21 protein-coding genes are annotated in these 26,461 nt (G+C 42.4%); 2 read left to right on the top strand and 19 right to left on the bottom strand.

The window, feature by feature from the left end:
* Window positions 1–2: 2 nt before the first annotated feature.
* The 7 genes from HMPREF2795_RS09305 to HMPREF2795_RS09335 all read right to left on the bottom strand — a co-directional run bounded on the left by HMPREF2795_RS09305 (window position 3) and on the right by HMPREF2795_RS09335 (window position 11,338).
* Window positions 3–1,286 carry a hypothetical protein gene (locus tag HMPREF2795_RS09305; protein ID WP_075228720.1) on the bottom strand — a complete coding sequence of 428 codons (1,284 nt, stop codon included), beginning with the start codon at window positions 1,284–1,286 and terminating at the stop codon, window positions 3–5.
* The gene (gene folK / locus HMPREF2795_RS09310) at window positions 1,279–2,100 is read right to left on the bottom strand and encodes a 2-amino-4-hydroxy-6-hydroxymethyldihydropteridine diphosphokinase (protein WP_075228721.1); all 822 of its coding nucleotides are present in this window, start codon (window positions 2,098–2,100) and stop codon (window positions 1,279–1,281) included. The genes HMPREF2795_RS09305 and folK overlap by 8 nt, the downstream gene beginning before the upstream one ends.
* 42 nt (window positions 2,101–2,142) lie before the next feature.
* On the bottom strand, window positions 2,143–2,697 hold the full coding sequence (gene folE, locus HMPREF2795_RS09315; protein WP_075228722.1) for a GTP cyclohydrolase I FolE: 555 nt from the start codon (window positions 2,695–2,697) through the stop codon (window positions 2,143–2,145).
* Window positions 2,698–2,700: 3 nt separating this feature from the next.
* Window positions 2,701–4,002, bottom strand: coding sequence for a bifunctional folylpolyglutamate synthase/dihydrofolate synthase (locus tag HMPREF2795_RS09320; protein WP_075228723.1), 1,302 nt, complete (start codon window positions 4,000–4,002; stop codon window positions 2,701–2,703).
* Between the two features lies 1 nt (window position 4,003).
* Window positions 4,004–4,954 (bottom strand): dihydropteroate synthase, encoded by a 951-nt coding sequence (folP, locus tag HMPREF2795_RS09325; protein WP_075228724.1) that lies wholly within the window; start codon window positions 4,952–4,954, stop codon window positions 4,004–4,006.
* A gap of 134 nt (window positions 4,955–5,088) precedes the next feature.
* Window positions 5,089–6,288, bottom strand: coding sequence for a phosphoglycerate kinase (locus HMPREF2795_RS09330; protein WP_001096781.1), 1,200 nt, complete (start codon window positions 6,286–6,288; stop codon window positions 5,089–5,091).
* Window positions 6,289–6,523: 235 nt separating this feature from the next.
* Window positions 6,524–11,338, bottom strand: a complete 4,815-nt coding sequence (locus HMPREF2795_RS09335) for an endo-beta-N-acetylglucosaminidase (protein WP_075228725.1) — start codon at window positions 11,336–11,338, stop codon at window positions 6,524–6,526.
* Between the two features lie 305 nt (window positions 11,339–11,643).
* On the opposite strand from HMPREF2795_RS09335, the gene HMPREF2795_RS09340 reads away from it, so the two are divergent.
* Entirely contained in the window at window positions 11,644–13,275 is a 1,632-nt protein-coding gene (locus tag HMPREF2795_RS09340) for a Na/Pi cotransporter family protein (protein WP_075228726.1), read from the top strand.
* 28 nt (window positions 13,276–13,303) lie between these two features.
* Here HMPREF2795_RS09340 and HMPREF2795_RS09345 read toward each other — a convergent pair whose 3' ends face one another.
* The 12 genes from HMPREF2795_RS09345 to HMPREF2795_RS09395 all read right to left on the bottom strand — a co-directional run bounded on the left by HMPREF2795_RS09345 (window position 13,304) and on the right by HMPREF2795_RS09395 (window position 20,974).
* Window positions 13,304–13,600, bottom strand: coding sequence for a bacteriocin immunity family protein (locus tag HMPREF2795_RS09345; protein ID WP_075228727.1), 297 nt, complete (start codon window positions 13,598–13,600; stop codon window positions 13,304–13,306).
* A 24-nt stretch (window positions 13,601–13,624) separates the two neighbouring features.
* On the bottom strand, window positions 13,625–14,689 hold the full coding sequence (gene pepA / locus HMPREF2795_RS09350; protein WP_075228728.1) for a glutamyl aminopeptidase: 1,065 nt from the start codon (window positions 14,687–14,689) through the stop codon (window positions 13,625–13,627).
* Between the two features lie 103 nt (window positions 14,690–14,792).
* Window positions 14,793–15,047, bottom strand: a complete 255-nt coding sequence (gene yidD / locus HMPREF2795_RS10435) for a membrane protein insertion efficiency factor YidD (RefSeq protein ID WP_083280534.1) — start codon at window positions 15,045–15,047, stop codon at window positions 14,793–14,795.
* The gene (locus HMPREF2795_RS09355; RefSeq protein ID WP_075228729.1) at window positions 15,047–15,772 is read right to left on the bottom strand and encodes a pseudouridine synthase; all 726 of its coding nucleotides are present in this window, start codon (window positions 15,770–15,772) and stop codon (window positions 15,047–15,049) included. The genes yidD and HMPREF2795_RS09355 overlap by 1 nt, the downstream gene beginning before the upstream one ends.
* On the bottom strand, window positions 15,759–16,328 hold the full coding sequence (gene scpB, locus HMPREF2795_RS09360) for an SMC-Scp complex subunit ScpB (protein WP_075228730.1): 570 nt from the start codon (window positions 16,326–16,328) through the stop codon (window positions 15,759–15,761). The genes HMPREF2795_RS09355 and scpB overlap by 14 nt, the downstream gene beginning before the upstream one ends.
* Window positions 16,329–16,346: 18 nt before the next feature.
* Window positions 16,347–17,075, bottom strand: a complete 729-nt coding sequence (locus HMPREF2795_RS09365) for a segregation/condensation protein A (protein ID WP_075228731.1) — start codon at window positions 17,073–17,075, stop codon at window positions 16,347–16,349.
* Window positions 17,075–17,809 (bottom strand): site-specific tyrosine recombinase XerD, encoded by a 735-nt coding sequence (gene xerD, locus HMPREF2795_RS09370; protein ID WP_075228732.1) that lies wholly within the window; start codon window positions 17,807–17,809, stop codon window positions 17,075–17,077. Before xerD ends, HMPREF2795_RS09365 begins: the two co-directional genes overlap by 1 nt.
* Entirely contained in the window at window positions 17,806–18,267 is a 462-nt protein-coding gene (gene cbpB, locus HMPREF2795_RS09375) for a cyclic-di-AMP-binding protein CbpB (protein ID WP_070458694.1), read from the bottom strand. Before cbpB ends, xerD begins: the two co-directional genes overlap by 4 nt.
* A complete protein-coding gene (locus HMPREF2795_RS09380) occupies window positions 18,264–18,785 on the bottom strand; it encodes a metallophosphoesterase (RefSeq protein ID WP_075228733.1) in 522 nt (173 codons plus the stop codon). Before HMPREF2795_RS09380 ends, cbpB begins: the two co-directional genes overlap by 4 nt.
* Window positions 18,761–19,732, bottom strand: coding sequence for a nucleoside-triphosphate diphosphatase (locus HMPREF2795_RS09385; RefSeq protein ID WP_075228734.1), 972 nt, complete (start codon window positions 19,730–19,732; stop codon window positions 18,761–18,763). Before HMPREF2795_RS09385 ends, HMPREF2795_RS09380 begins: the two co-directional genes overlap by 25 nt.
* Window positions 19,729–20,523, bottom strand: coding sequence for a glutamate racemase (gene racE, locus HMPREF2795_RS09390; RefSeq protein WP_049503242.1), 795 nt, complete (start codon window positions 20,521–20,523; stop codon window positions 19,729–19,731). Before racE ends, HMPREF2795_RS09385 begins: the two co-directional genes overlap by 4 nt.
* 205 nt (window positions 20,524–20,728) lie before the next feature.
* Entirely contained in the window at window positions 20,729–20,974 is a 246-nt protein-coding gene (locus HMPREF2795_RS09395; protein ID WP_001048970.1) for a YneF family protein, read from the bottom strand.
* A 305-nt stretch (window positions 20,975–21,279) separates the two neighbouring features.
* On the opposite strand from HMPREF2795_RS09395, the gene HMPREF2795_RS10440 reads away from it, so the two are divergent.
* Window positions 21,280–26,433: an SIALI-17 repeat-containing surface protein gene (locus tag HMPREF2795_RS10440; RefSeq protein WP_083303359.1), complete on the top strand. Its 5,154-nt coding sequence runs from the start codon at window positions 21,280–21,282 to the stop codon at window positions 26,431–26,433.
* Window positions 26,434–26,461: the final 28 nt, after the last annotated feature.

Raw genomic sequence — 26,461 nt, forward strand, 5'->3', positions numbered from 1 at the left:
TGCTAATAAATGGAACGACTGACTACTATACCACTTGGTTTGGTGTATTCTAAGTCAAGATAATCCTGATAAGTTCCTGGGACGATAAATCCTTGAGGGCTGAGAATGTCTGTTCCAGCTTTACCCACGATAGAGTCAGCCAATAAGACACAATTTGTACTGAGAACAAAATAGGTCTTAAACTTGGACGAACTGAACTTATAAAGAGTGGCATCAGCCTCGTGTTTCAGCTGATAAGAGTAGGTATGCTTGATTTCCCCTTCTCTTCTTTTCATGAGTTGAGAACTTGGTTCCCAAGGAATTAAGAGTCCTTCAATTTCTCTCAGTTGTTCTTCTATAGCTTTTTTCTGTTGCTCAGACAAGCTTAAGCCATAGGCAAATAGAGTTTTCTGACTTTCTCTCTTACAGAGTTCGATATACTTTTCTCGATTTGCCTTAAATAGAACCCCATCCCCAATCATCCCAAATAAACGCTCCGAGTGAGGATCATAAGAACCATAGGAAATAACCTGACCTTGATAGCAGATATCCACATGCCCCATGGCTAAAAAGAAAGACGATTCTGAAGCATGGATAAAAATTTCCATATCAACTGTCTGGTCATTTTTTCTCTCTGAATGTACTTTTCCGTCTTCAGAACCATGATTAGAAAACCATTTGTTCAATCGACGTAAGGTACTAATAGGAATTAAAGCTGTTACAAAAATAGGCAGTGTCATTCTCATTCTGCGCTTCAGCTTGGGATTACTTCTCCCTTTTTCGAAATAGAAACCATCCCTGACACTACTCGCTCCCAACATGATTAAGTAAAAACCTAACAGGAGCAACTCAAAATTTGTCGCATCATGAAAAGGAGAGATACTATAGAGACCAAATCCCATCATCCACAAAGCATCAAATAAGTAATTGAGCCTCGGATGGATATGATTATTTCGGTAAATCAACCAAGTAATCAGACTGTTCAGACCTGTAAACAGTTGATAACCTCCGATAATCATCACAAGAAGATAGAGGGCTATCCCTTGCAGGATGACTGAATCAAATAGGATGACTGCAAGAAAGAGCTTGGCTAGTGTTACAAAAATATTTTCTCTACGGGACTTTTCCTGAAACCATCGTGTCAATAAATGCCAAACAGCCGACAAGGAAAAGTACCCCATCAAGAGTTGATAACCAAGTCTCGGTACAATCTGCCCAAAACAAATCAAGAGAAGACCTAGGATAATAGCTAGCGCTCCCTCCCCTAGACTTCTCCATTTACTATAAGTTTCGGAAAACTTAGGCATTTTCTTTCTCCAATTGACGATACAAGTGGCGAATCGGTTGTTTCAGCGTTGGATGAATAAAATGCGGAGCTATTTCCTGTAAAGACTCTAAAACAAAGAGGCGCTCAGCAATATAAGGATGAGGCAAGATGAGGTCGTCTGTATAGATGACTTGGTCCTCTACAAAAAGCAAATCCAGGTCAATCAAGCGAGGTCCCCAATGCACCTCTCTGACCCGTCCCATTTCTGCCTCAATAGCCAATAAGGTTTCTAACAAGATTGGAGCTGGCAACCAGGTTTCCACTTCAATGACTTGATTGGCAAAACTATCCTGCTCCACACCACCCCAAGGTTCGGTCCTAATCACACTAGACTCTTTGAGAATGTGGATGCCACGAGCTTGCATTTTGTCAATCGCTTGCTGGAGATTAGTCATCTTATCCCCCATATTGCTTCCTAAAGCGATAAAGGCACGCTGTTTGCGACGGTGTATGGTTACTGAACAAGTATCCAGCGGTAAATGGACAGGTGCCCAGGGTTTTTTGAGTTCTAGCTCAATCTCTTGAACGAGAGGGTAGGTCTCAAAAGTACGCTCTACTAGTTTGTAGGCTACTGTTTCAATCAAATCCTCACTCGTTTCCTGAAACCATGTCGTCCATTGCTGGCAAAGTTCTCCGTAATGGACAGAAGCAGTTAAATCCAAGTCTGTCGCAGCCTTGGTCATATCATAGGATAGGGTGGCTGAAACGACAAACTTCTGCCCCAGTTCCTTCTCACTAGGAAAGAGTCCATGAAAGGCGAAAATTTCTAGGTCTTTAATTCGCAGTTGATCCATAACTAGTCCTTTCTAGAAAAATCCACCCAAAGCGGATTTTTTTTATAGTCCCATTAAACGATAAGCTTGGTCCCGAAGGTCCTTATCTGTCTCAAATAGACCACGAGCTACTGTTGTCAATGTTGCAGTGCCTGGTTTTCTGACACCACGCATGCTCATACACATATGCTCTGCTTCAATAACAACGAATGCTCCCTTAGCACCTAGATATTCCATCAAAGCATCGGCCACTTCGATATTCAAACGTTCTTGAATCTGTGGCTTTTTAGAGTATACTTCAACTGTACGGGCAAGCTTAGACAATCCTGCAACACGGCCATCTGGAATGTAGGCGATATGAGCCTTTCCATAAAATGGCAAGAAGTGATGTTCACACATAGTATGGAAAAATATATCCTTTTCCACTACCATATTGTCATCAATGATTTCAAAGGATTTTGATAGATGTTCCTCCGCAGTTTGACCAAGTCCTGAAAAAATCTCCTGATACATGCGAGCTACACGTGCAGGAGTTTCCTGCAAGCCCTCGCGATTTACATCCTCACCAACTGCTTCGATGATCATTTTTACAGCTTCTTCAATCTTTTGTGTATCCATTCTCTAATTTTTCCTCTCCATCAGATAGGCTCTCACTTGGCTCAAGAAATACAAGGAGCCCGTAACTATCCTAACTGTTTTTTTCTCTTCTTTTTTATCTGTCAATTTTTGCTCTAGAAAATCCTGCCAACATTGGTAGCTGAGATTTCTAGACTTAGCTGCCTCTTTCAGCACGCTTTCATCAGTCGCCCGACTATCGTCAAAATGTGTCAGGGTAAGCTCGGTATCTGGTATTGTCCCCAGCAAGTCCAACATGTCCTCCAAAGCCTTAGTTTTGATGCAGGTAAAGAGGATTTCCTTATGGTAGTCCACAAATCGTTCTTGCAATGTTGCTACCAAAGCCTTGATAGCATGGGGATTATGAGCCCCATCCAAAATCATTAAGGGATCTCTACAAATAACTTCCAAGCGTCCAGGCCAGCTTGTTTCCTCTAAAGCTTGAGCCACTAAGTCATTACTTGCCAATTCTCGCCCAGTCTCTTGACAATAGGTGTCCAACAAAGTCAGTGCCATCCCAGCATTCTCTATCTGGTGCAAACCAAGTAGACCTGTCTGGAAGCGACCCTGTCTAAGCGAACTTGTATAGTCAAATACCTCGCCAGTCACAATACTCTCATAATGACTGACTTGATAGGCATCTCCATAGGTGATTCTGGTAGCTTGTTTCGCTTTTGCAATCTGGTCTATCACAGCCAAGGCTTCTGGGACAATGTGACCAGTCACTAGAGAAATTCCTTGTTTGATAATCCCTGCTTTCTGCTCTGCGATGGCTTCCAAGCTATCCCCTAAAAGCGCTACATGGTCCAACCCAATAGTCGTGATGCCTGTTAGAATAGGTTGACAGACATTAGTGCTATCCAAAAGTCCGCCCATACCAACTTCCATAATCGCCACATCGACCTGCTCAGAAGCAAAATAGTCATAAGCTATGGCAGTGATAATCTCGAATTCTGTCGTTCCTTGTAAGGTAGGAGCGTGTTCACCTTCAAGTAGTGAACGATAATCCACCATCAAGGACTCTAATCTTGCTTCTGGGATAGATTCCCCATTAATGGCAATCTGGTCGGTATAATGAATCAGATAGGGAGAGCTAAAGACACCAACTCTTAGCCCCATCTTTTCCAGCATATTTTTCAAAAAGGCTATGGTAGATCCCTTGCCATTGGTTCCACCGATGTGGATAACCTTAAGCTTAAGATGGGGATTGCCTCGTAAAGCTAAAAGCTCTACCATTCTTTCCAAGCCGAAATGCGGTTGGTCTGTCCGGTAGTGGGCAATCCACTGATTGGTTTCGTTTTTATTCATCTTACTTATATTGTTTCAAATCTAAATTTTCCGCATGGTCTGCCAGACGGATAGCAGACGCAATTTCGACTGCCATCTTGTGGCTGCCTACATCGTGCACGCGCACCACTTCCACACCTTGTCTAGCAGCAATGCTGGTCACATGAGCCGAAGCAATGTCACGATTGCGAAAGCCTTCTTCAATATCAGGGTTTACTTCAAATCCATTTTCTTCAAGGATATTAATGACAAAGCGCTTGCGAGAGACTCCTAAAAAGATAGGATAGCCCATCTCGTGAAGCTTATCAAGGTCACGTAGGAGAATGAGATTTTCCTTTTTGGTCAAACCAAAGCCAATACCTGGATCCAGCATGATGTTTTCTTTCGAAATCCCTGCTTTTTCCGCTCTTACTAGAGCACGATCAAAGAAAGCTGTCATCAATTCTTCAACTGATAGTTGTTCAAATTCAGCCAAGTCTTCCTTTGTAAAAGTCTCTCCAAAGCCAAAATGAGGAAATATGAGTGAACTAGGGTGCTGAGGGCGTGCCATGACTGGATTGAACATGATGACCACCTGAGCTTCAGTCTTAGCAACCACCTCTGCCATCTTCTCATCACCCATGAGGCCTGTAATGTCATTGACTATATTGGCACCAGCCTGTAAAGCTGCTTCTGCCACCTGACTCTTCCAAGTATCGACCGAAATCAGAACATCACTTTCTTGACGAATAGCCTGAATGACTGGAACCACACGCTGGATTTCCTCTTCAATCTCAACATAGCTACTTCCAGGTCGAGTAGATTCTCCACCGATATCTAAGATAGTGGCACCTTCAGCCATCAATTTTCGAGCCTGTTTTAAGGCTTCCTCAATAGCAAAAAATTGGCCCCCGTCAGAAAAAGAATCTGGGGTGACATTGATAATACCGCAAATAGCTGTTTTTGTAGGATTCTCTCTTTTTTCCACGTTCATCACTCAAATTTCATTTAGATTGGTATTCCTCTATTTTACTGTTTTTTTTGGATTCTGTCCAATTATCCCTCAGTACTCTTTAACTTTAAAAGAGCGCAAAAAAGGAGAACCTAAGTCCTTCTTTTTCTATATTCTTATTTTTCAGTCAATGCTGCAAGTCCTGGAAGAACTTTACCTTCGAGAAGTTCCATTGAAGCTCCACCACCAGTAGAGATCCATGAGAACTTGTCTGCACGTCCAAGGTTGATAGCTGCGGCAGCTGAGTCACCACCACCGATGATTGATTTAACGCCTGGTTGTTTCACGATAGCGTCCATCACACCGATTGTACCAGCTTGGAAGTCAGGGTTTTCAAATACACCCATAGGTCCGTTCCATACAACTGTTTTCGCACCAGTCAAAGCTTCGTCAAATTTAGCGATAGATTTTGGACCGATGTCAAGACCAAGGAAACCTGGGTCTACTGCTTCACCTTCAGTGTCTTTCACTTCAGTGTAGTCAGCGAATGCGTTTGCTTCTTTTGAGTCAACTGGCAAGATCAATTTGCCGTTTGCTTTTTCAAGAAGAGCTTTAGCGACATCCAATTTGTCTTCTTCTACAAGTGAGTTACCGATTTCGATACCTTGTGCTTTGTAGAATGTGTAAGTCATACCACCACCGATAAGAACTTTATCAGCTTTTTCAAGCAAGTTTTCGATAACACCGATCTTGTCTGAAACTTTTGAACCACCAAGGATAGCCACGAATGGACGTTCTGGAGCTTCAACAGCTTCTTGGATGTAAGCAATTTCGTTTTCAAGAAGGAATCCAGCAACTGCTTTTTCAACGTTTGCTGAGATACCAACGTTAGATGCGTGTGCACGGTGAGCTGTACCGAATGCATCGTTTACGAAGATACCATCTCCAAGTGATGCCCAGTATTTACCAAGTTCAGGATCGTTTTTAGATTCTTTCTTACCGTCAACATCTTCAAAACGAGTGTTTTCAACCAAAAGAACTTGTCCATCTTCAAGAGCGTTGATAGCTGCTTCCAATTCAGCACCACGAGTTACACCTGGAAGGAAAGTAACTTCTTGACCCAATTTAGCAGCCAAGTCAGCAGCTACAGGAGCAAGTGATTTACCAGCTTTGTCTGCTTCTTCTTTTACACGTCCAAGGTGAGAGAAAAGAATCGCACGTCCACCTTGTTCAAGGATGTACTTGATAGTTGGAAGAGCTGCAGTGATACGGTTGTCATTAGTAATCACGCCATCTTTTACAGGAACGTTGAAGTCAACACGAACGAGAACTTTTTTCCCTTTCAACTCAACGTCTTTAACAGTCAATTTTGCCATTTGGAAAGACTCCTTAATTTTTTTTACGTGTTAATTATATCACAAAATCAATAAAAGAGATAGCAAAACCTTAAACTTTTATCCACAACAATTTTTCTCGATTAATTAAGGACAGTGCTTGTAACTACGACAGAATACTCTACCATTTTAATTCTCCTCCCCTATACAAAAAGATTTGACACTTAAAAGTCAAATCTTTTTTATTATATGAAGTCAGTGTTAGGTACACTCTATCTTAATCTTCTTTTTTCTTTTGGGCTAGCAAGCCAAAGCCACCTAAAACTCCGACCAAGCCAAGGGCTAGGAGGTTTGCATCTACTTCTGCACTTGTATTTGGAAGTTGTTTTCCTTCAGTCTTTTCAGCTTGTGCTTGTGCTTCTGCTTTTGCTGGTTCTTGCTTCGCCACTTGGCTTACTTGAACTGGAGAAACGGATGTTTCAGTCTTAGGTTCTGTTTTTGTAGTTTCCTTCTTAGTATCTTGAGTAGCTGGAGCAGGTGTAACTGGTCTGTCACCTGGTACTTTAACTACTTTTGTACCGACTTCAACAATTTCAGTTACGGCTTCCTTGAGAACTTCTTTCCCCTTAAGACTGCGATGTCCTTCAGAATCAATCTCTACAAGGTTTCTACGAAGACCTGCAACTCCTACTTGAACCAAGCGACGTTCTCCTACTGGGAGGCTAGGATTTACTCGTTCTTCATGTCCATAGGCAAGAACTTCTTCTTCTCCAACCAAGCTTGGTTTCTTAACTTCTAAGACTTTTGGACCGTCAAGCGGTTGAGTGCTACTTTCAATCTTAGTACCAACCTCAGTAATCTCTGCCACTGCTTCCTTGACGACTTCTGTCTGAAGAAGAGTACGATTGCCTTTGACATCCACTTCAATCAAATGACGGATTTGTCCTTCTGCACCAGCCTGAACGAGACGTCGTTCACCCAATAAGAGGTCTCCTGACGGACGTTCTTGACGCTCGAAGGCTTGAGTTTCTGTCTCAACCACTAATTCAGGTAGTGCTTCAACTGTTGGCGCAGTTTCACCTTCTTCTAAGCTACCCACATGATGTCTTTCTTTAACAAGGAGTTTTTTATTGAGTTCTTCCTTGAGGTTTGCAAATGCTTCTGGAGTTGGCGTTTGTGAAGATAACAAAGCTTCAGCTTCCGTAATCAACTCAGATTGAGGATCTTTTTCAATGACGGATTCGAGCAAGCTTTCCAATTCTTCTCTAGCAGTTTGATAACGTTGATTGCCATCCAATTCAGTACCTGCTTGTTTCAAGTCATTCAAGGCTTGGTTGACTGTTTCTTGACTAGCATCATGATTTTCTAAGATCGCTTTCGCTGCTTCAATCTTCTCAACTAGAGCTGCTTGTTTTGCTGCATCAGCAAATGTATAAGCTATTGTTTCTTTGCGTCCTTGAGCAGATGTGATTTCTTGTTTCAGATATTCGTCGTTAATGGCTGCCTTAGGTGATACTAAAACATCAAAGTCGACAGTTTGTCCTTGATAGTGCAACTGAAGTTTTTGACGGCCTGTTTTTTGAGAATCATAGCCTGTAATTTCGACTCCTTGGTCTGTAAAGCTATGTTCAGTCTCCGTCTCATCATCATATAAGACCTTGAAACGTCCTTCTGATAAGTCTAGAGCATCACCTACCAAGTAGTCAATTTTCGGTTGCTTGCTAATATACAAGGCTGCGACTTCTTTTGGACCAGCTTCTTCACCAGTCACTTGAACCTTGAAACTTCCTGCAACTGGAAGACCAAGATAGGTTACTGTTAACTCTTGTTCGCCATGACGGTGAGCATCGTAGCCATTAACAGTAGCTCCTGCATGACTAAGGTTGATGACTTCATCTGATTCTTCACCTTCGTATTTGACACGGAGAAGACCACCTTTAAGATTCAATTCCTCACCAACTTGATAAGTTGCCTTTTTAGGTGCTACTTCTAGACTGACAGCCTTAATCTTTCTTTCATTCTGAGGAATCGTTACAGCAAGGGTATTACTGATTTCTTTCCCTGGCAATTGTGTACGGTAGTAAAGAAGACTTGGACGTTTTTCAAAGCTCAATGGATCTGTCGCCAAATCTCCTCCAACTGCTGTATTTAAGGTAGCGATTGGAGTTTGTGAATCCGCCTTGTCATAAACTGTGATGGTTGCCCCAGCAGGAGCTTCTGAGAAGCCGAGCTGAACCTTATTGTCAGTTAGAACACGCGCTGCAACTTTACTCATTGGAATGTTTTGGCTCTCCGTATCAAGAGTTTCATACATCTTCCAGTTGTAGATACGAATGGCTTTCCACGGTGTTCCATTGTCAGACGTGATGACATTCAAGCGCCAGTCTTGCGCAGTGATTGGGCTATCAAGGATGATATCCGAAACATGGGCTTTATTGCCACGAACAGCTTTAGCTAGTTTCCATTCGCCTGCTTCATCTTTGTAGTAAAGGTCAAAGTCTTTGGTGTTCATCAAGCCATCATTAACAGACTCTCCACCAGCACCGGCATGATCCATGACCCATCTAACGACACGGCGTGGTTGTGTCAAACGGATATCAACGCTACCACTCAACTGAGCAGAAGACCATTTATCAGATAGGCTGGTGATGGTACCATTCAACATACCTTCGATACCTTCTCCACCTTCTGTATTTTGGAAAGTACTTCCGATAACAGTCGCTCCTGGAACGATGTTTGCTGCTAATGGTCTTGGAAGGCTTGTATCTTGGACAGTCATTCCCCACTCGAAGTTTGTAGTTGCTGCTTCAGAGCGAAGTCCATTCTTACCGACTGCGACAACCTTCAACTCTTGACTAGTACCAGTTGCACTAGCTGAACGGCTAACTTTTGGTAGGTAGATTGTAGTGGCAGATGATCCTGTCAATAGACGCCAAGCATCGCCATCCTTCTCATAAACTTCATAGAAGTCAGCATCCTTGTTACCTGTAAATTGAACAATGGCTTCCGCTTCTTGGGCATTTTTCAGAGATTGTTTAGCTACTTTAAGAGCAGTTGGTGCTTGAGGTTCCTCTTGATTATCTGACACTGTCAACTCACCCAAGTTAAATTGGTAATCCTTAAGAGCAGCAGTATTTTCAAAAGTAAGTTTGATACCGTAAATGGTCTGACCTGCCAAGGCACTCAAGTCAAATTCGTCTTTTGTCCAATCGTCAGATAGAGTCAGTTCTTTACGAGCATTCTCGCCACCATAAGTATAGTTTTTCTGAGTCGCAAATTCTACATAAACCTTGCTTCCCTTACCACCTTTATGAGCAACACGAAGTTTCGTTTTATCTGTTACTTCCAGTTTTGTAGAGTAAAGACGAACATCTTGGTTGGTATTTTCGGCTAAATCACCCGCAAATTTGAGTGAATTTCCGCCATTGTAGGCATCTTCAAAGTCATAGTCAGCTTGGAGTTTAGCAGCTGAAGATGTTTGCCACCAACGCCATGTAGGCAAGATACCTGATACAGAACGATAGTTCCATTCAGAATCCTTGGAAACTTTACCGTCCACAAACCATTTTTTCCCATGACCTGTGTTAAAGGATGTTGTAAAGGTACGGCCTACTGCTGGTGTGCGGTCAGCTACGAGGTTAGCAATCCCGTACCAGTCCTTGTCATCTGGTTTTTGACCAGTTGGATCTCCTTGGTAACCTGTGAAAAAGATATTTTCATTCTTATGATAGTCTTCACCTGTTTTCCCAAGACTCGTGATAGTATCTGGGGCAAAAAGTCCAAGTGATAAGCGAAGTTTGCCATTCTCATCAAAAAGGGCATCCCATTTCACTTTTGTCTTGTAAGAACCACCTTGTTGCAATTCCAAACCTGCAAAAACATCATACTGACTGCGTTCTAGCCATTTGGCCATAGCTACAGAATAGTCATTTTTCTCTTTAGTCCAGTTAAAGTTGGCAAAGAAGTGATCTGCAGGAACCTTGTCCCCTTCTTTTTCCATGAATGGATAGTTGTATTCACCAAGTCCATCTTCGTGATAACGACCATATTCATAGGTCATGGCATCGTACCAAGAATACTTGACAGGATGGTTGACTTTAGCAGCATATTCCTTGGTATAAAGCATGAAGTCACGCATTTTCTTACCAAGGGGCGTTACGATATCACCTGTTGTTTCTTGGTTGATAAAGTAACCATCAAAGCCGTAGTATTTAGCCAAATCAACTAACTTGCGAGCGATAGGGAAAGTTCCATCCTCATCTTGTTGAAGAGCTGCAGCGAATTTTTCTTGGTCTGCAATACTGTTAGACCAGTTGAAGAATAGAGTACCTAATACTGGGACACCATTACGGTGACCAGCATCAATCACGTCTGGAGTTGGAACCAGCCCTTCCCAGAAGACCATGGAATTCAAGTATTGCCAATAGTCAAAAGCATAGGCCTTAAACTCTTCACCACCTACAGAAGCATGATCTTTAGCCTTAGAGTTAGTATTGGCAAGGGCTTCAACCTTAGCATCCTTATTAGCTTTTTCATTAACAACATGTCCACGATAGCGTTTGGCTAAGTCTACTGAGGCGCGGTTAATAGCGTCATCTTCACGGGCACCTGGTTCCCATTTCAACAACTCTTCCCAAGTGTCAAACTTAATTTCTTTTGGTCGAAGACTTTTTTCTTCTTTTTTAGGAACGTCAGAGACTGTTGCTTTTTCTTCTGGCTTAATTTCTGTGGTAGCAGGCGCTTCTTCAGCCTTAGGAGTTTCAGCAGCTGGACTAGTTGCTTCCTTATCACCTGCAGTCAACTGATCCAAGGTTGGTTTTTCTTCTGAAACTGGTTGCTCACTTGCCTTGTCTTCCCTCGCTTCTAGCTCTTTCAATACTTCTGGTGCTGGTGTAGTTGCTTCTGCTGGAGTAGTGGTTGACGGTTGCTCTGAAGCTACTGCTGTAGTTGTTGTCCCATTTTCTGGAACGACAGACTCTTCAGCCAAAGCTGGACCTGCAAATAGAACTGAACCAATCATCAATGAGCAGGCACCCACTGACAATTTTCGAATACTATAGCGACAACGTTTTTCAAAAAATGGATTCTTCATCTTTTTCTCCTTTGACTTTCTCCTGAAAGTAAGCGCTTTATTTTTGAATTAAAAAAGTAGCTGTTCCAAAAAATACACAGAACAGGTCATTTTTATTTTACGATATTTAGAAAAAGAGTCAACACTAGCCCTTCAAGAACTATAAAGAAGTGAAGAATTAATATAAATTAGACAATCATCTGCCATTTTTCGAATAAAATCAACATTTTTCTCAAAAAAGAGCATTTACTACTTGTTAGATTTACTTTTATCCTTTAAAATAGAATGGGAGAAATTCCGCGATTATTTTTCGGAGGAAAAAGAAAATGTCCATTAATTGGCAGGAAATTATTTTTCACTTTTTAGGTGGTCTGGGACTGTTTTTATATAGTATCAAGACCATGGGAGACGGTTTGCAACAAGCTGCTGGAGACCGCCTTCGATATTACATTGATAAATACACAAGTAATCCCTTCTTAGGGGTCTTAGTGGGGATTGTCGTCACTGCCCTCATCCAGTCAAGTACAGGTGTAACGGTTATTACGGTTGGACTGGTTAGCGCTAGTCTCCTCACCCTTAGACAGGCCATCGGGATTATCATGGGAGCCAATATTGGAACGACCGTAACGTCCTTCATCATCGGTTTCAAACTTGGCGAGTATGCCCTACCCTTGATTTTCCTTGGAACCATGTTCTTATTCTTTACAAAAAACCGTACTGCAAATAATATTGGACGTATCCTTTTTGGTGTGGGTGGTATCTTCTATGCCCTCAATCTCATTAGTGCTGGGATGAGCCCTCTTAAAGACTTGCCTCAGTTCAAGGAATACATGGTTACCTTGGGGCAAAATCCTATCTTGGGAGTTGTGGCTGGTGCTGTCATTACCGTTTTGATTCAGGCATCTTCTGCAACTATCGGGATTCTACAAGGTCTCTATGCAGGTGGATTCCTCGACCTCAAAGGGGCACTACCAGTCCTATTCGGAGATAATATCGGTACAACCTTAACGGTTATTATCGCAGCAGCCGGAGCAAATGTTTCTGCTAAACGGGTTGCAGCAACACACGTTACCTTTAACGTTTTAGGAACCATCCTCTGCTTGATCTTGTTAGGCCCATTCACTGCGATGATCGAGTACTTCCAGGCACTACTTCACCTCTCACCTGAGATGACGATTGCCTTCTCACACGGTGCCTTCAACGTAAGTAATACCATTGTACAATTCCCATTCATCGGTGCCTTGGCCTACTTTGTTACTAAGCTCATCCCTGGTGAAGACGAAGTTGTTAAATACGAACCTCTTTACTTGGATGAACAACTCATCAAGCAAGCTCCTTCTATCGCCCTAGGAAATGCCAAGAAAGAACTCTTGCACCTAGGAAACTATGCGGTTAAAGCATTTGACCTTTCTTACGACTACATTATCAATTCTAATGAAAAAGTAGCTGAAAAAGGACACAAAACTGAAGAAGCTATCAACACAATCGATGAGAAATTAACACGTTACCTCATCAGCCTTTCTAGTGAAGCATTGAGTCAAAAAGAGAGTGAAGTCTTAACCAACATCCTTGACTCTTCTCGAGACTTGGAACGTATCGGTGACCACGCTGAAGCTTTGATTAATCTTAACGACTACTTGCAACGCAAGAATGTTCAATTCTCTAACTCAGCCCTAGAAGAGTTGGAAGATATTTACCGTCAAACAAGCGATTTTGTTAAAGATGCTCTTGAGAGTGTTGAAAACAATGACCTTGAAAAAGCTCAATCTCTTATTGAACGCCATGAAGCCATCAACAAGATGGAACGCGTCCTTCGTAAGACTCACATCAAACGTCTCAACAACGGCGAATGTTCTACCCAAGCTGGTGTCAACTTTATCGACATCATTTCACACTACACTCGTGTGTCAGACCACGCTATGAACCTTGCTGAAAAGGTTTTGGCTGAACAAATTTAAGATAAAAAAATGCTTTGATTCTTTCGAATCAAAGCATTTTAAATAGCTCTCCAATCATAAAGGAAGAGGCAGCTGCACCCTTGTACCTAGCTTCTTCCTTTTTGATATAGCGGGCCAGATTGACTAACTCTGGCGCAGGAGTCTTGGGATTCCTGAGAAGTTCAAGTGTGACTAGCCCTGAAAGTCGGACTGCTAGCAAGCGTTCATTGGTGCTGGGCAACTGCTTAGCAGTTTCTAGGAGTGCAGCCACTAAATCTTCACTCAAGTTTTGACGGGCATGATTGTAAAGGTCCCGTATCAAGGTTTCTAGGTTTGGTTCTTCCATACCTATCACCTCCATCTTTTCAGTTTAATAATTTTTGATCAAATCTACAGTAGAGCGATCTAATTTTTTAACCAAGGCTTGTAGGAAGGACTGAGCTTCAAGGAAGTCATCCATGGCATAAAGTGTTTGGTGAGAGTGGATATAACGAGCGCAGACACCGATTGTTGTAGATGGAACACCACCATTTTTCAAATGAGCTGCTCCTGCATCTGTACCACCTTTTCCACAATAGTATTGGTATTTGATTCCAGCTTCTTCAGCAGTTGTCAAAAGGAAATCCTTCATGCCTGGGAGAAGCAAGTGACCTGGATCATAGAAACGAATCAAGGTTCCATCACCAATCTTGCCTTGACCACCATAAACATCACCTGCTGGTGAGCAATCCACCGCAAGGAATACTTCTGGATCAAATTTTGTTGTAGATGCATGGGCACCACGAAGTCCAACTTCCTCTTGGACGTTAGCACCAAGATAAAGTTCATTATTCAATTTTTGACCTGACAAGTTTTCAGCTAACTCGCTAACCATGAGAACTCCATAACGGTTATCCCAAGCTTTGGAGATGATATTTTTTTCATTGGCAGTTAGGATTGCGCTACTATCTGGCACGATTGTGTCTCCAGGACGGATACCAAAACTTTCAGCTTCTTCCTTATCCGCAAAACCACCGTCAAAAACGATATCTGAAATAGCTGGCATGGTTGGTCCACCTGTGCCACGAGTCAAATGTGGAGGAACTGAACCTGAAATTACTGGAATTTCACGTCCTTGACGCGTAAAGAGTTTAAAGCGTTGGCTGCTGACAACCATAGGGTTCCAACCACCAATGCTGACTACTCGAAAAGTCCCGTCTGCTTTGATTTCGCTAACCATGAAACCAACTTCATCCATGTGAGAGGCTACCAAAACACGAGGTGCATTTTCAACTTCTGAGTGTTTAACCCCAAAAATACCACCCAAGCCATCAGTCACAACTTCATCCACGTGAGGTGTTAATTTTTCACGAAGATAAGCGCGAACAGGTGCTTCATGACCTGAGATAGCGGAAAGTTCTGTTACTTCTTTGATTTTAGAAAATAATGTTGTCATTTCTGTCCCTTCTTTCTTTCAACCATTTTACCACTTTTCATAGGAGAAAGGTAGTGGAAATCAACATTTTACCAAGTAACTTACTCTTATAACAATAAAAGAATCACAAATGTGATCCTTCTTCTCTTGTATTTCGCTTTAATGAAAAGTGATCTGGCACTGGATCTTTACCCGTTTTCGACCAAGGATGGCAACGTAATATCCTAGCCAAGCCCATCAAAACTCCCTTGAATCCATGTTTTTCAATAGCCTGAATCATATAGTTTGAACAACTAGGCTCAAATCTGCAGGACGGTGGAAAAGCTGGCGAGATAAAGCGTTGGTAAAAGCGCACAGGCGCAATTAAGATTTTTTTCATTATTTATTATTTGTTACAGCCATGGTGTGTAGCTGGCTGATTTCTTTTTTATTGAGACGGCGGGATTCTCCTGGACGAAGTCCTGTCAAGTCTAAATGTCCAAAACGTGTCCGAGACAACTTATCCACTTGGAGCCCAACTGCTTCAAACATCTTTTTAACTTGGTGATTGCGTCCTTCATGAATGGTTAGCTGAACAACCGAACGGTTTTTAACAGGATCTACTTTGAGAATTTCATAGACGGCCGGCTTGGTTTTCTTGCCTTCAATTTCAACGCCTCGAGTCAAAGGACGGAGGTTTTCTTTGTTGGCAATCCCTTTTATACGCGCAACATAGACTTTGTCGATCTCATTTCGAGGGTGAATCATCTCGTCTGTAAAGTCCCCATCATTGGTCAAAATCAAGACTCCAGATGTGTCCCAATCCAAACGTCCCACAGGGTAAATCCGTTCTTTCACATTAGGCAAGAGATCCACAACAGTCTTGCGACCCTTGTCATCTGTCACACTGGAAATCACACCGCGTGGTTTGTTAAGCAGATAATAGACCTTTTCTTCGTTGTAGATGGGTTGACCTTCAACTTCGACCTTGTCTCCTGACTTGATGGTCGTTGCCAGTTCACGCACCACCTGGCCGTTGACTGTCACCAATCCTTGCTTGATCAACTCTTCTGCTTTTCTCCTACTGGCCACACCTGCGTGGGCAATATACTTATTGATTCTCATCTTCTTCTATCCTTTCACCAAATAATTGGCTTTCTTGTGCTTGAATGTCAAGCTCGTCAATCACGGGCAATTCTTCCAAGTGGTTAATGCCCATGTAATCTAGGAAATAATCCGTCGTTACATAGAGATTAGGGCGTCCAAGTACCTCTTTTTTCCCGTCTTCTCGTATCAAGTCAAAGGCCTGTAACTTAGCCAAAGCCCCACTCGAATTAACCCCACGGATGGCATCGATTTCTATACGTGTGATAGGCTGCTTGTAGGCAATGATGGACAAAGTTTCAAGCGCAGCCCGAGATAAACTCTGGTTGATGGGCGCCTTAGAATATTCTTTCAAAATAGCTGCAAATTGAGGTTTGGTTACCAATCTGTAGGCACCACCTGTCTCGATCAGGGCCAGACTAGAATCCTGATCTTTTTCATACTTTTTGGCTAATTTTTCAAGACTCTGCTGAACCCCTGTTGGTGGTAGCGATAAGAGTTCTGCCAACTGACGAGCCCTAATCCCATCTTCACCCGCTACAAACAAGAGCGCTTCTATTTCTGCTAAAGTACTCATATTCCCTCTCTATCAAGCCTAACTGGGCTCTACTTGATTTTCCTCATTCTTTTTCAGGAGATAGATATCTCCAAAACTCTCTTTTTGAATTAAGAAAATTTCTTGGGTTTTAATCAACTCCAAGGTCGCTAAAAAGAGCGTGATAACCTCTTGTAAATCCTTGGTTTCTTTAAACAAATCTTGCAAGCATAATTGCTCACCTTCAACCAAGGAGTCTCGGACGATAACCATCATATCTTCAATCTTGTATTCATCGCGTAAAATGGTTGTATGACTTTTGGAAAATTCTTCTTTTTTCTTAGCTAACAAAGTTGAAAAGGCTAAGAAAAGATCGATAGCAGTCTTATCGTGGACAAGTTCAGCATCCTCATAAATCAACTCTGTCGGCGCTTTTGAGTAATACTGAGCTCGTTCTTGATGCTTCACTTCCAACTGCTCTCCCAAAAGTTTAAACTTACGGTATTCTTCGATTTGAGAAAGGAGGTCCTGCTCCAGGTCATCCTCTAGGTCTGTCACTTCTGCAACCTTTGGCAAGAGCTTGCGACTCTTGATCAGCATGAGTTGACTAGCCATGACCATGTACTCACCTGCGACTTCCAAACGCATAGCTTGTAATGTCGAGATATAGGCTAGATATTGCTCGATAACCTCTGTAATCGGCACATCATAGATATCCATCTGGTACTTTGAAACCAAGTGCAAAAGAAGATCCAAAGGCCCTTCAAAATCTTTTAATTTAATATCCATTATCTATATTTTTCCAAGGTCATGACTGTCTTTAATCCTAATTTTTTAGCAATTTCGTACAAGTCAACCTTTTCTTCGATTTGTCTTAATATAAACTGTTCTCTCAATCCTTGGGCAGATAAGTCTGAAAAACCTTTTTCCTTTAGAAAGGCTTCTAACTGACGAAAGGCCCACTGACGGGAGTATGGCTTCCCAGCTTTTTCAAAGAGATAGGTCTGCCCCATCAAGGGTTCTAACTCTGCAAGCAAGTTTGTGGGAAGGCTCAAGATTCTTTGTTGAGAAGCTTTATTGATTCTCAATACTTGAAAGTCTAGATTCACATCACTTGTTTTTATGGCTAGAATTTCACTAGGCAAGAGGCCCAATTCAACTATCAATAAGGCGATTAAACGCCCTTCTGGATAGGTACTTTCTTGCCAGAAAGAACTGAGGTCTAAAAGTTCTGACTGAACTTGCTTTTTCTCAGCCTGTTTAGGCAATTCTAAACGATAAAAGGTAGCAATTTTCCCCTTCTGGTATAAAAAGTAAAGAAATTGATTGCAAGCAGAAACCTTACGCTTTTGGGCACTGATTTTAAAATTTGATAGTTGAGCTTGGTAGATTTTTAAACTTGTCTCAGAGATTCGTTCTCCAATCAAATCTAAAAACTGCTCCAAGTCATACTTATAGGATTGCTTAGAATTTACAGACAAACCTTGTTTTTCTTCTAAAAATACTGAAATTCCTTCTCTCATTTGCTTCGAATCTCATATTCCTTACTAAAGTCATGCAAGAGAGCATTTACTGCCTTGAGGATGGACTTACGCGTGATAATGCCTTGGAAAATCCCCTCTGCATCCACAACTGGTAAGAAGGACTCGTCCACTAGCTTGTGCAAAACATCCGTGAGGCGATAGTCTGGACTGACAACTGCTACGTCCTTCTTGGTCATGTGTACGATATCTGTATCTGCCATAGCTTCCTGACTCAAGCCCTGCTCCATCTGGTAGGCCAGAATGTCTCTAAGTCCAATGGTTCCGACAAATTCTTTCTCATCAGTCACTACTGGCACTCTGGTATAGGTCATCTGGCTAAGGAGGAGAATTGCATGATCTGCATTGTGGCTATCAATGAGTACAGCCAAATTTTCAGCAGGAGTTAAAAAGGTTTCCTCTTGCTCCAGTAAAAACTGTTCAAACTCCTTGGCAATCATCGAGCAAACTCCTTGGATAAGCCTGGATAGACCTCATGGTTACGTGTCAAAAAGTCCACTTTAAAGTAGCTATCATCAATTTCTACACGGGCATAGAGGCATTCTCTGATAGTCCCACGTGGCTGACTGATAGAACCAGGATTTAAAAAGAGGGTCTTTCCTTCCATCCAAGCGCTTGGTACATGCAAGTGACCATAAAGACAGATATCTGCATCTTCTTCCTGCGCCCAGAAATCAAGCTTTTGGAAATTGAAGTTAATATCAAATAAGTGTCCATGGGTCTGGATGATCTTGGTAGGACCCAGTTGAGTCACCAAGCGTTCTGGATAATCTGAATAAAAATCCATGTTCCCTCTGACGACCTGGATTCCTTCCCAGAGGGGTGAATCTGGGCGAAGCTCAGAGTCACCATCGTGAAAAATGGCATCGACTTTCCCTAGATAACGGTCACGGATTTCTTCTACAATCAAGCTATCTCCGTGGGAGTCACTCATTACAATGATGGTTTGCTTTGCCATGATGGAAATACCTCCAAAAGTTTCTTAACGGCTAAGGCACGGTGGGACTGGCTATTTTTTTCTTCAAGGGTTAATTCAGCTGATGACTTGCCTGTTTCTCCTACTAGGAAAAGAGGATCATAGCCAAAACCATTTTCACCCTTAGGTTCAAAGTTAATGTAGCCTGGCCAGTCAGCTTCGACAACCAAGCTTTTCTTACCTGGGCTCGCTACGACCAGGGTGGTATGGAATTGTGCCGAACGGTCCTTGAGTTCAAAGACCATGGCTAATTCGTGCAAGAGTTTAGCATTGTTTTCTTGGTCAGTAGCCCCTACTCCTGCAAAGCGAGCTGACCAAACGCCTGGCAATCCACCGAGGACATCGACTTTAAGACCAGAATCATCTGCTAGAACCATCTTGCCTGTCAATTTGGAGATGGTTTCAGCCTTAAGGCGAGCATTTTCTTCAAAGGTCATACCAGTTTCAGCAACTTCAGGCAGATCTGGGTAATCATTGAGATTTTCTACATCATAACCTAGTTTATCAAAGATAGCACGAAATTCCTTGGTCTTACCTTCGTTACGAGTCGCAATCAGCAAAGTTTCTCTGACCTTATTTGTCTCAAAGAAATCTTGAACGTTGACTCCTTCTTTAGGCAATTCCACATACAGAAGTTGTCCATTTTCAACTAAGAGCAAGGCACCCTGACGTTGAATGACTTCCAGATTTCGTCCCATTTCTTGGTTAAGTATATCTACCACAAAGGACAATAAACGATAGGGAGAATCGTAGCGTAAAACGGTGACTGAAAGTGGAAAGCCTCGCTCCTCATCTCGAAAGATTTTGGCTAAATCAAACAAAGGAAACGCTAAGTCATCATCCGTCAAAGTCCGAATGCCACCAAAAACACTGTAGGATCCAACATACCAGTCCTGGTCGTCCTTGTATTCATAAATTTTGTTTGTCATAATGTTACATGCTCCACATGAATCTCTTTTTCCAGCCATTCTGCTCCTATCTGGGCAAAACTTTGGCTATTTGCAGTTGTATAAAAACGGTGTTGAAGGGGCGCCGCATCTCGGCTACGGTTAATCTCAAAGTAATTGAGCAAGACTGAAATATCACGCACACACTCAGCTCCACTATCGATCAGCTGAACCTTAGGCCCCATGACATTTTGGATGATAGGTCTAAGGAGTGGATAATGAGTACAGCCTAAAATCAAGCTATCTACTTTTCCGACTAAGGGGCGCAAGGTTTCATAGACAACTTTCTTGGTCACACTGGTCGATAGAGCACCTGACTCGACCAAGGGAGCAAACTTAGGGCAGGCCAAGCTTTCCACTTGTAAATCTGGGTCTAGATCATGAATCTTTTGTCGATAAATATCTGATTTTACCGTCATTGGAGTTCCAATCACACCGATTTTCCCACCCTGACTCGCTTTGATAGCTGCTGATGCACCAGGCAAAATCACACCCAGCACCGGAATATCCAACTTAGCTTTAATCTCTTCCCAGACGACTGCCGTTGCTGTATTACAAGCAATGACAATCATCTTAACATCTTTGGTCAAAAGAAAGTTGACCAGCTGCCAAGTATATTCACGAATCTGCTCAGCAGGCCGGGGACCATAGGGAGCCCGTGCCGAATCTCCAATATAGACGATCTCTTCATGAGGAAGCTGGCGCATAAGTTCACGCACAACCGTCAAGCCCCCGACACCCGAATCCAAAAAACCAATTGGTCGATTATCCATACAGTCTTCTTTCTAGTATTTTTTCTGATTGATAGTTCATTATCATTACATTTCTTCCTGAAATTTCTGACAGACTGGGTAGCTCCCGACTGTCTCCCTCTTAATCATAATCAAATATCAATAGAATGCAAGGAAAAAGTCTTGTCTCTAAATATCAGTCAAACATAGTGAGAAGTCTGGAACTTTCATCCCAGACTTTTCCTATTTATTTCTTTTTATTGTTAGCAAGGGCTGCTTTTTGTTGGCGAATGATTTGGTGGTAAACTTGTTGTACTTTAGCTTCGCTTGGCTTTTGACCGTTTGCACTTAACAGAGTACGAACTGCTTCTGCGTTCAAACGTGGGTTATCCGCAAATTCTTTTTCGATTTGCTTGCGCACCAAGTACATACCTCCAAGAGCTCCTCCTAGAAAAGCTAAAAGAATCAATACAATTGCTAAAATAAGGTTCATAACATTTCTCCTGTTTCTTTTTGAATCTTCTATATTATACCATAAAGTCCCACGCCTGACTAGTTTGAGTTACGCTTTCATAAGGGTTGGTAATTACTCAGATTATTTTTTATCTCTGATCTTTTTCAATAGAATTAAAAAGAACTAAAATTTGGTAAAATAAGGTCATTTTTCCTGAAAGCCCTTGCAATAGTTTTGTTTATTTGTTATATTAAGATTATCTGAAAAAATCACACATATTTCTGCAAGACTTATTTTTTTAAAAGAAAATGTATGCGCTTACAGATTTAAGAAAGGAGAATTTTGTGGATAAGAGATATTGGGAAAAATCTTGTAAGTATAGCATCCGCAAACTAAGTATCGGAGCTGCCTCTGTTTTACTTAGTGCTGTTTTTTTAGCAGCACAGGGTGTGGCTGCTGATGGTGTCGAGATTACGGAAAGTGAGGCAACCATTACTGAAACCTCTGCTAAACCTGAGACGAATGTAGAGGAAGTTCTTGTTTCTAACACAGAGACTCAGCCTGTAGCTGAATCAGCTGAAAAGCAAACAAACCCAGGGACAGAACTACCTCAAACTAGTAGTCAGTCAGAGACAAGTGCTACTACCGCCCCTGCTGACAATAAGGAGAGCGAGAAACCAGAACTTCCTGTGAACAAGCAAGAACATTACGAACTACATTACAACCAACCAACTGCTCCTTCCTATGACGGATGGGAAAAACAAGCCCTTCCAGTCGGAAATGGAGAAATGGGTGCCAAGGTTTTCGGACTCATCGGTGAAGAAAGAATCCAGTACAACGAAAAAACACTTTGGTCTGGAGGCCCACAGCCAGATAGTCAAGACTACAACGGAGGAAACTACAAGGACCGCTACAAAGTCTTAGCTGAAATCCGTAAGGCCTTAGAAGACGGTGACCGTCAAAAAGCCAAACAACTAGCAGAGAGAAATTTGGTTGGGCCAAACAATGCCCAATACGGTCGCTACCTAGCCTTCGGTGATATCTTCATGGTCTTTAATAACCAGAAGAAGGGCTTGGAAAATGTTACTGACTATCATCGTGGCTTAGACATTTCTGAAGCTATCACAACTACCTCCTATACTCAAGATGGGACAAGTTTCAAACGAGAAACCTTCTCTAGTTACCCAGATGACGTCACTGTTACCCACTTGACTAAAAAGGGAGATAAGACGCTTGATTTTACCCTTTGGAATAGCTTGACTGAAGATTTGATTGCTAACGGAGACTATTCTTGGGAGAATTCTAAATACAAACAAGGGACTGTTAGCGTTGATTCTAATGGTATTTTACTCAAGGGAACTGTCAAAGATAATGGTCTGAAATTTGCTTCCTATCTTGGTATCAAGACGGACGGAAAAGTCACTGCTCAAGATGGTTATTTGACTGTCACTGGAGCCAGTTATGCAACACTGCTACTCAGTGCCAAGACTAATTTTGCTCAAAATCCGAAAACCAATTACCGTAAGGATATTGATGTAGAAAAAACTGTCAAATCTATCGTTGAAGCTGCTAAAGCCAAAGACTATGAGACTCTGAAAAATAACCACATCAAGGATTACCAAAGCCTTTTCAATCGTGTTCAGTTAAATCTCGGCGGCAGCAAGTCTAATCAAACTACAAAAGAAGCTCTCCAAACCTATAATCCAACAAAAGGGCAAAAACTAGAAGAACTCTTCTTCCAATACGGACGTTACCTACTGATCAGTTCTTCTCGTAACCGGACAGATGCCCTCCCTGCCAACTTGCAAGGGGTCTGGAATGCTGTAGATAATCCACCTTGGAACTCAGACTACCACCTCAATGTCAACCTACAGATGAACTACTGGCCTGCCTACATGAGTAATCTCGCAGAAACGGCTAAGCCAATGATCAATTATATCGATGACATGCGCTATTATGGTCGTATCGCTGCTAAAGAATACGCAGGTATCGAATCCAAAGAAGGTCAAGAAAACGGTTGGTTGGTTCATACTCAGGCGACACCATTTGGCTGGACAACTCCAGGCTGGAATTACTATTGGGGTTGGTCTCCAGCTGCCAATGCTTGGATGATGCAGAACGTCTATGACTACTACAAATTCACCAAGGATGAAACCTATCTCAAAGAAAAGATCTATCCAATGCTCAAGGAAACAGCCAAGTTCTGGAATTCCTTCTTGCACTACGACAAGGCTAGTGACCGCTGGGTTTCTTCTCCATCCTACTCACCAGAACATGGAACTATCACGATTGGGAATACCTTTGACCAATCTCTAGTTTGGCAACTCTTCCACGACTATATGGAAGCAGCCAATCATCTGAAGGTCGACCAAGATTTGGTGACAGAAGTGAAGGCTAAATTTGATAAGCTCAAACCTCTTCACATCAACCAAGACGGCCGTATCAAGGAATGGTACGAAGAAGACAGCCCACAATTCACTAACGAAGGCATTGAAAACCATCACCGCCACGTTTCTCATCTAGTTGGACTCTTCCCAGGTACTCTATTTGGCAAGGATCAGCCTGAATATCTAGAAGCAGCACGCGCAACCTTAAACCACCGTGGAGATGGTGGAACGGGTTGGTCTAAGGCCAATAAAATTAACCTCTGGGCCCGTCTCTTAGATGGAAATCGCGCCCATCGTTTGTTGGCAGAACAGCTCAGATCTTCAACCCTAGAAAACCTCTGGGATACCCACGCTCCTTTCCAAATTGATGGAAACTTTGGTGCAACCAGCGGTATGGCAGAAATGCTCCTTCAATCTCACACAGGCTACATTGCCCCATTACCAGCCCTTCCAGATGCATGGAAAGACGGGCAAGTCTCAGGCTTAGTCGCTCGTGGTAACTTTGAAGTCAGCATGAAATGGAAAGAGAAAAATCTTGAAACGCTATCTTTCCTTTCTAATGTTGGTGGGGATTTAGTCGTAGACTATCCAAATATCGAATCTAGTATTATCAAGATTAATGGCAAGGAAGTTCAAGCTAGTCGCCTCAAAGATAACCGTATCCAACTTGCGACTCAAAAAGGTGATGTCATTACCTTTGAAAACTTCCCTGGACGTGTGACTCGTTTGACAGCTGTTCGAAAAGATGCCATGACGGCTGAACTTGACTTTAACCCAGTCAAGGGAGCAAGTCATTATGTCATCCGACGAGAAAGCAAGGATGAAAACAGTCAAACTCCTAGCGTTCGTGAGTTTATCACCAACCAAACTCACTTCATCGATCGCTCGATTGATTCTAGCCATGCCTATACTTATACCGTTAAGGCTATGCTAGGGGATCGTACAACACCAGTTTCAGATCCTGCTTCTATCGATGCCTTCAGTGAGTTGATGGATGACCGTGACAAGCGCATCCAGTACGGCTCAGCTTATGGAAACTGGGCTGACTCAGAACTCTTTGGTGGAACAGAGAAATACGCCGATATCTCAAATGGAAATTACTCCGATAAGGATGCGACTGCAACTATTCCTTTCAATGGACCTGGTATTGAAATTTACGGTCTCAAGTCATCTCAATTGGGACTTGCCGATGTTAAAATTGATGGCAAATCTGTTGGAGAACTTGACTTCTATACAGCAGGAGCAACTGAAAAAGGTGTATTGATAGGACGTTACACAAATCTATCCTCAGGTCCTCATTTGATGACCATCACTGTTAAGCGCGAGCACAAAGGACGTGTCAATGAGCGTGCAAAAATTTCTCTTGATTACTTCAAGGTTTTCCCAGGACAAGGAGAAGCTGTTGAGAAGATCGACGACCGTGACCCTCGTATCCAGTATGGTTCCATGTTTAAGGATTGGAGCGATGCAGAGCTCTATGCTTCTACAGAGAAGTATGCCGACATCAACGCTGATGATAGCCTCGCTTCTGAAGCCATAGCAACCATCCCATTCTCTGGAACAGGTATCCGAATCTATGGATTAAAAACAGCATCACTAGGCAAGGCACTTGTCACACTGGATGGCAAAGAGATGCCAGCCCTTGACTTCTTCACTCCAGGAGCAACAGAAAAAGGTGCTTTGATTGGCGAATTCACAAATCTAGCTGATGGTGATCACGTCCTAACTTTGAAAGTAGATCCAGATTCTCCAGAAGGGCGAAAGAAAATCTCTCTTGATTCCTTTGATATCTTAAAAGCACCATCTGTGTCTCTCGATAGTCCAAGCCTTGATCCTATTAAGTCCAAAGATAAGACTGTTACCTTAACCCTACCAACTGGCAATTGGGATGGAGTCGCTGTGACCTTCCCTGGTATCAAAGATCCTCTTCTACTCAGAAAAGTCGATGAGGACCATCTTGTCACATCGGGCGAACAAACAGTATTAACCATTAAGGATAACAAGGTCCAACTAGACATTCCTGAAACTACAGATCGTAAAGCTGGCAATCCGATAGAAGCTTATGCTATCCAAGGAAAAACAATCAGCAGCTCTGTTGTAACAGTATTTCCTAAGGATGAAACTAGTTCAGTGGAAGAAAAAATCCAAACAAGTAAAGGGGATGAGCCTGCTCCAGTAGTAACCATACCTGAGTACACGGATCCTATTGGTACTGCTGGGGAGCAAGAGGCACCTACTGTGGAAATTCCTGAATACACCGGTCCTATCGGAACTGCTGGGGATCAGGAGGCACCTACTGCGGAAAGACCTGAATACACTGGTTCTATCGGAACTGCTGGGGATCAGGAGGCACCTACCGTGGAAAGACCTGAATACACTGGTCCTATCGGAACAGTTGGGGAACAGGAAGCGCCTACTGCGGAAAGACCTGAATACACTGGCCCTATCGGAACTGTTGGGGATCAGAAAGCACCTACTGTAGAAAGACCTGAATACACTGGCCCAATTGGAACAGGTAGTAGTCAAGCCGCGCCAAGTGACACAGTTCCTGAGTTTAAACTCAAAGTATTGAAAGACAAGACTACAAGAGTTCAAGTTATCAGTGGAACAACTGAACTAGGAGGCGCAAGCTACCTCGATAGTCAAAAAGTTGAAAACAAAGAACTCTTGGGCAAGAAATACGATGCTTACACTCTTCAACTCAAGGATAAAGATGGACAGCCAGTTCAACCAAAAGGTGCTGTACTCGTTCGACTACCAATTTCAGGTGATGTTCAAGAACTCTATCAATTAACTTCAACAAGTGAATTAAAACCACAAGAATTCACCATTCGAGATGGTATGATTGAGTTTATTACTTTTGACGTGAGCACTTACGCTATTGTTTACAAGACAGAAGGCTCAACTGTTAAACCTGTCCCAGCTCATACGGAAGAAAGAAACCTAGAAACCACAAAACCATTGGTTGAAAGTAATGAAGCCAATGATCAGGTCTCTACGAATGACAAACAACTCCCAGCCACAGGTGAACAAGCTAGCCCTCTCCTCTTTATGGCAAGTCTCAGCCTAGCCTTATCGGCTACCTTCTTACTAAAAGGTAAGAAAGATTAATACTCTTCGAAAATCTCTTCAAACCACG

The sequence above is a fragment of the Streptococcus sp. HMSC056C01 genome (assembly GCF_001811305.1).
GTDB lineage: Bacteria > Bacillota > Bacilli > Lactobacillales > Streptococcaceae > Streptococcus.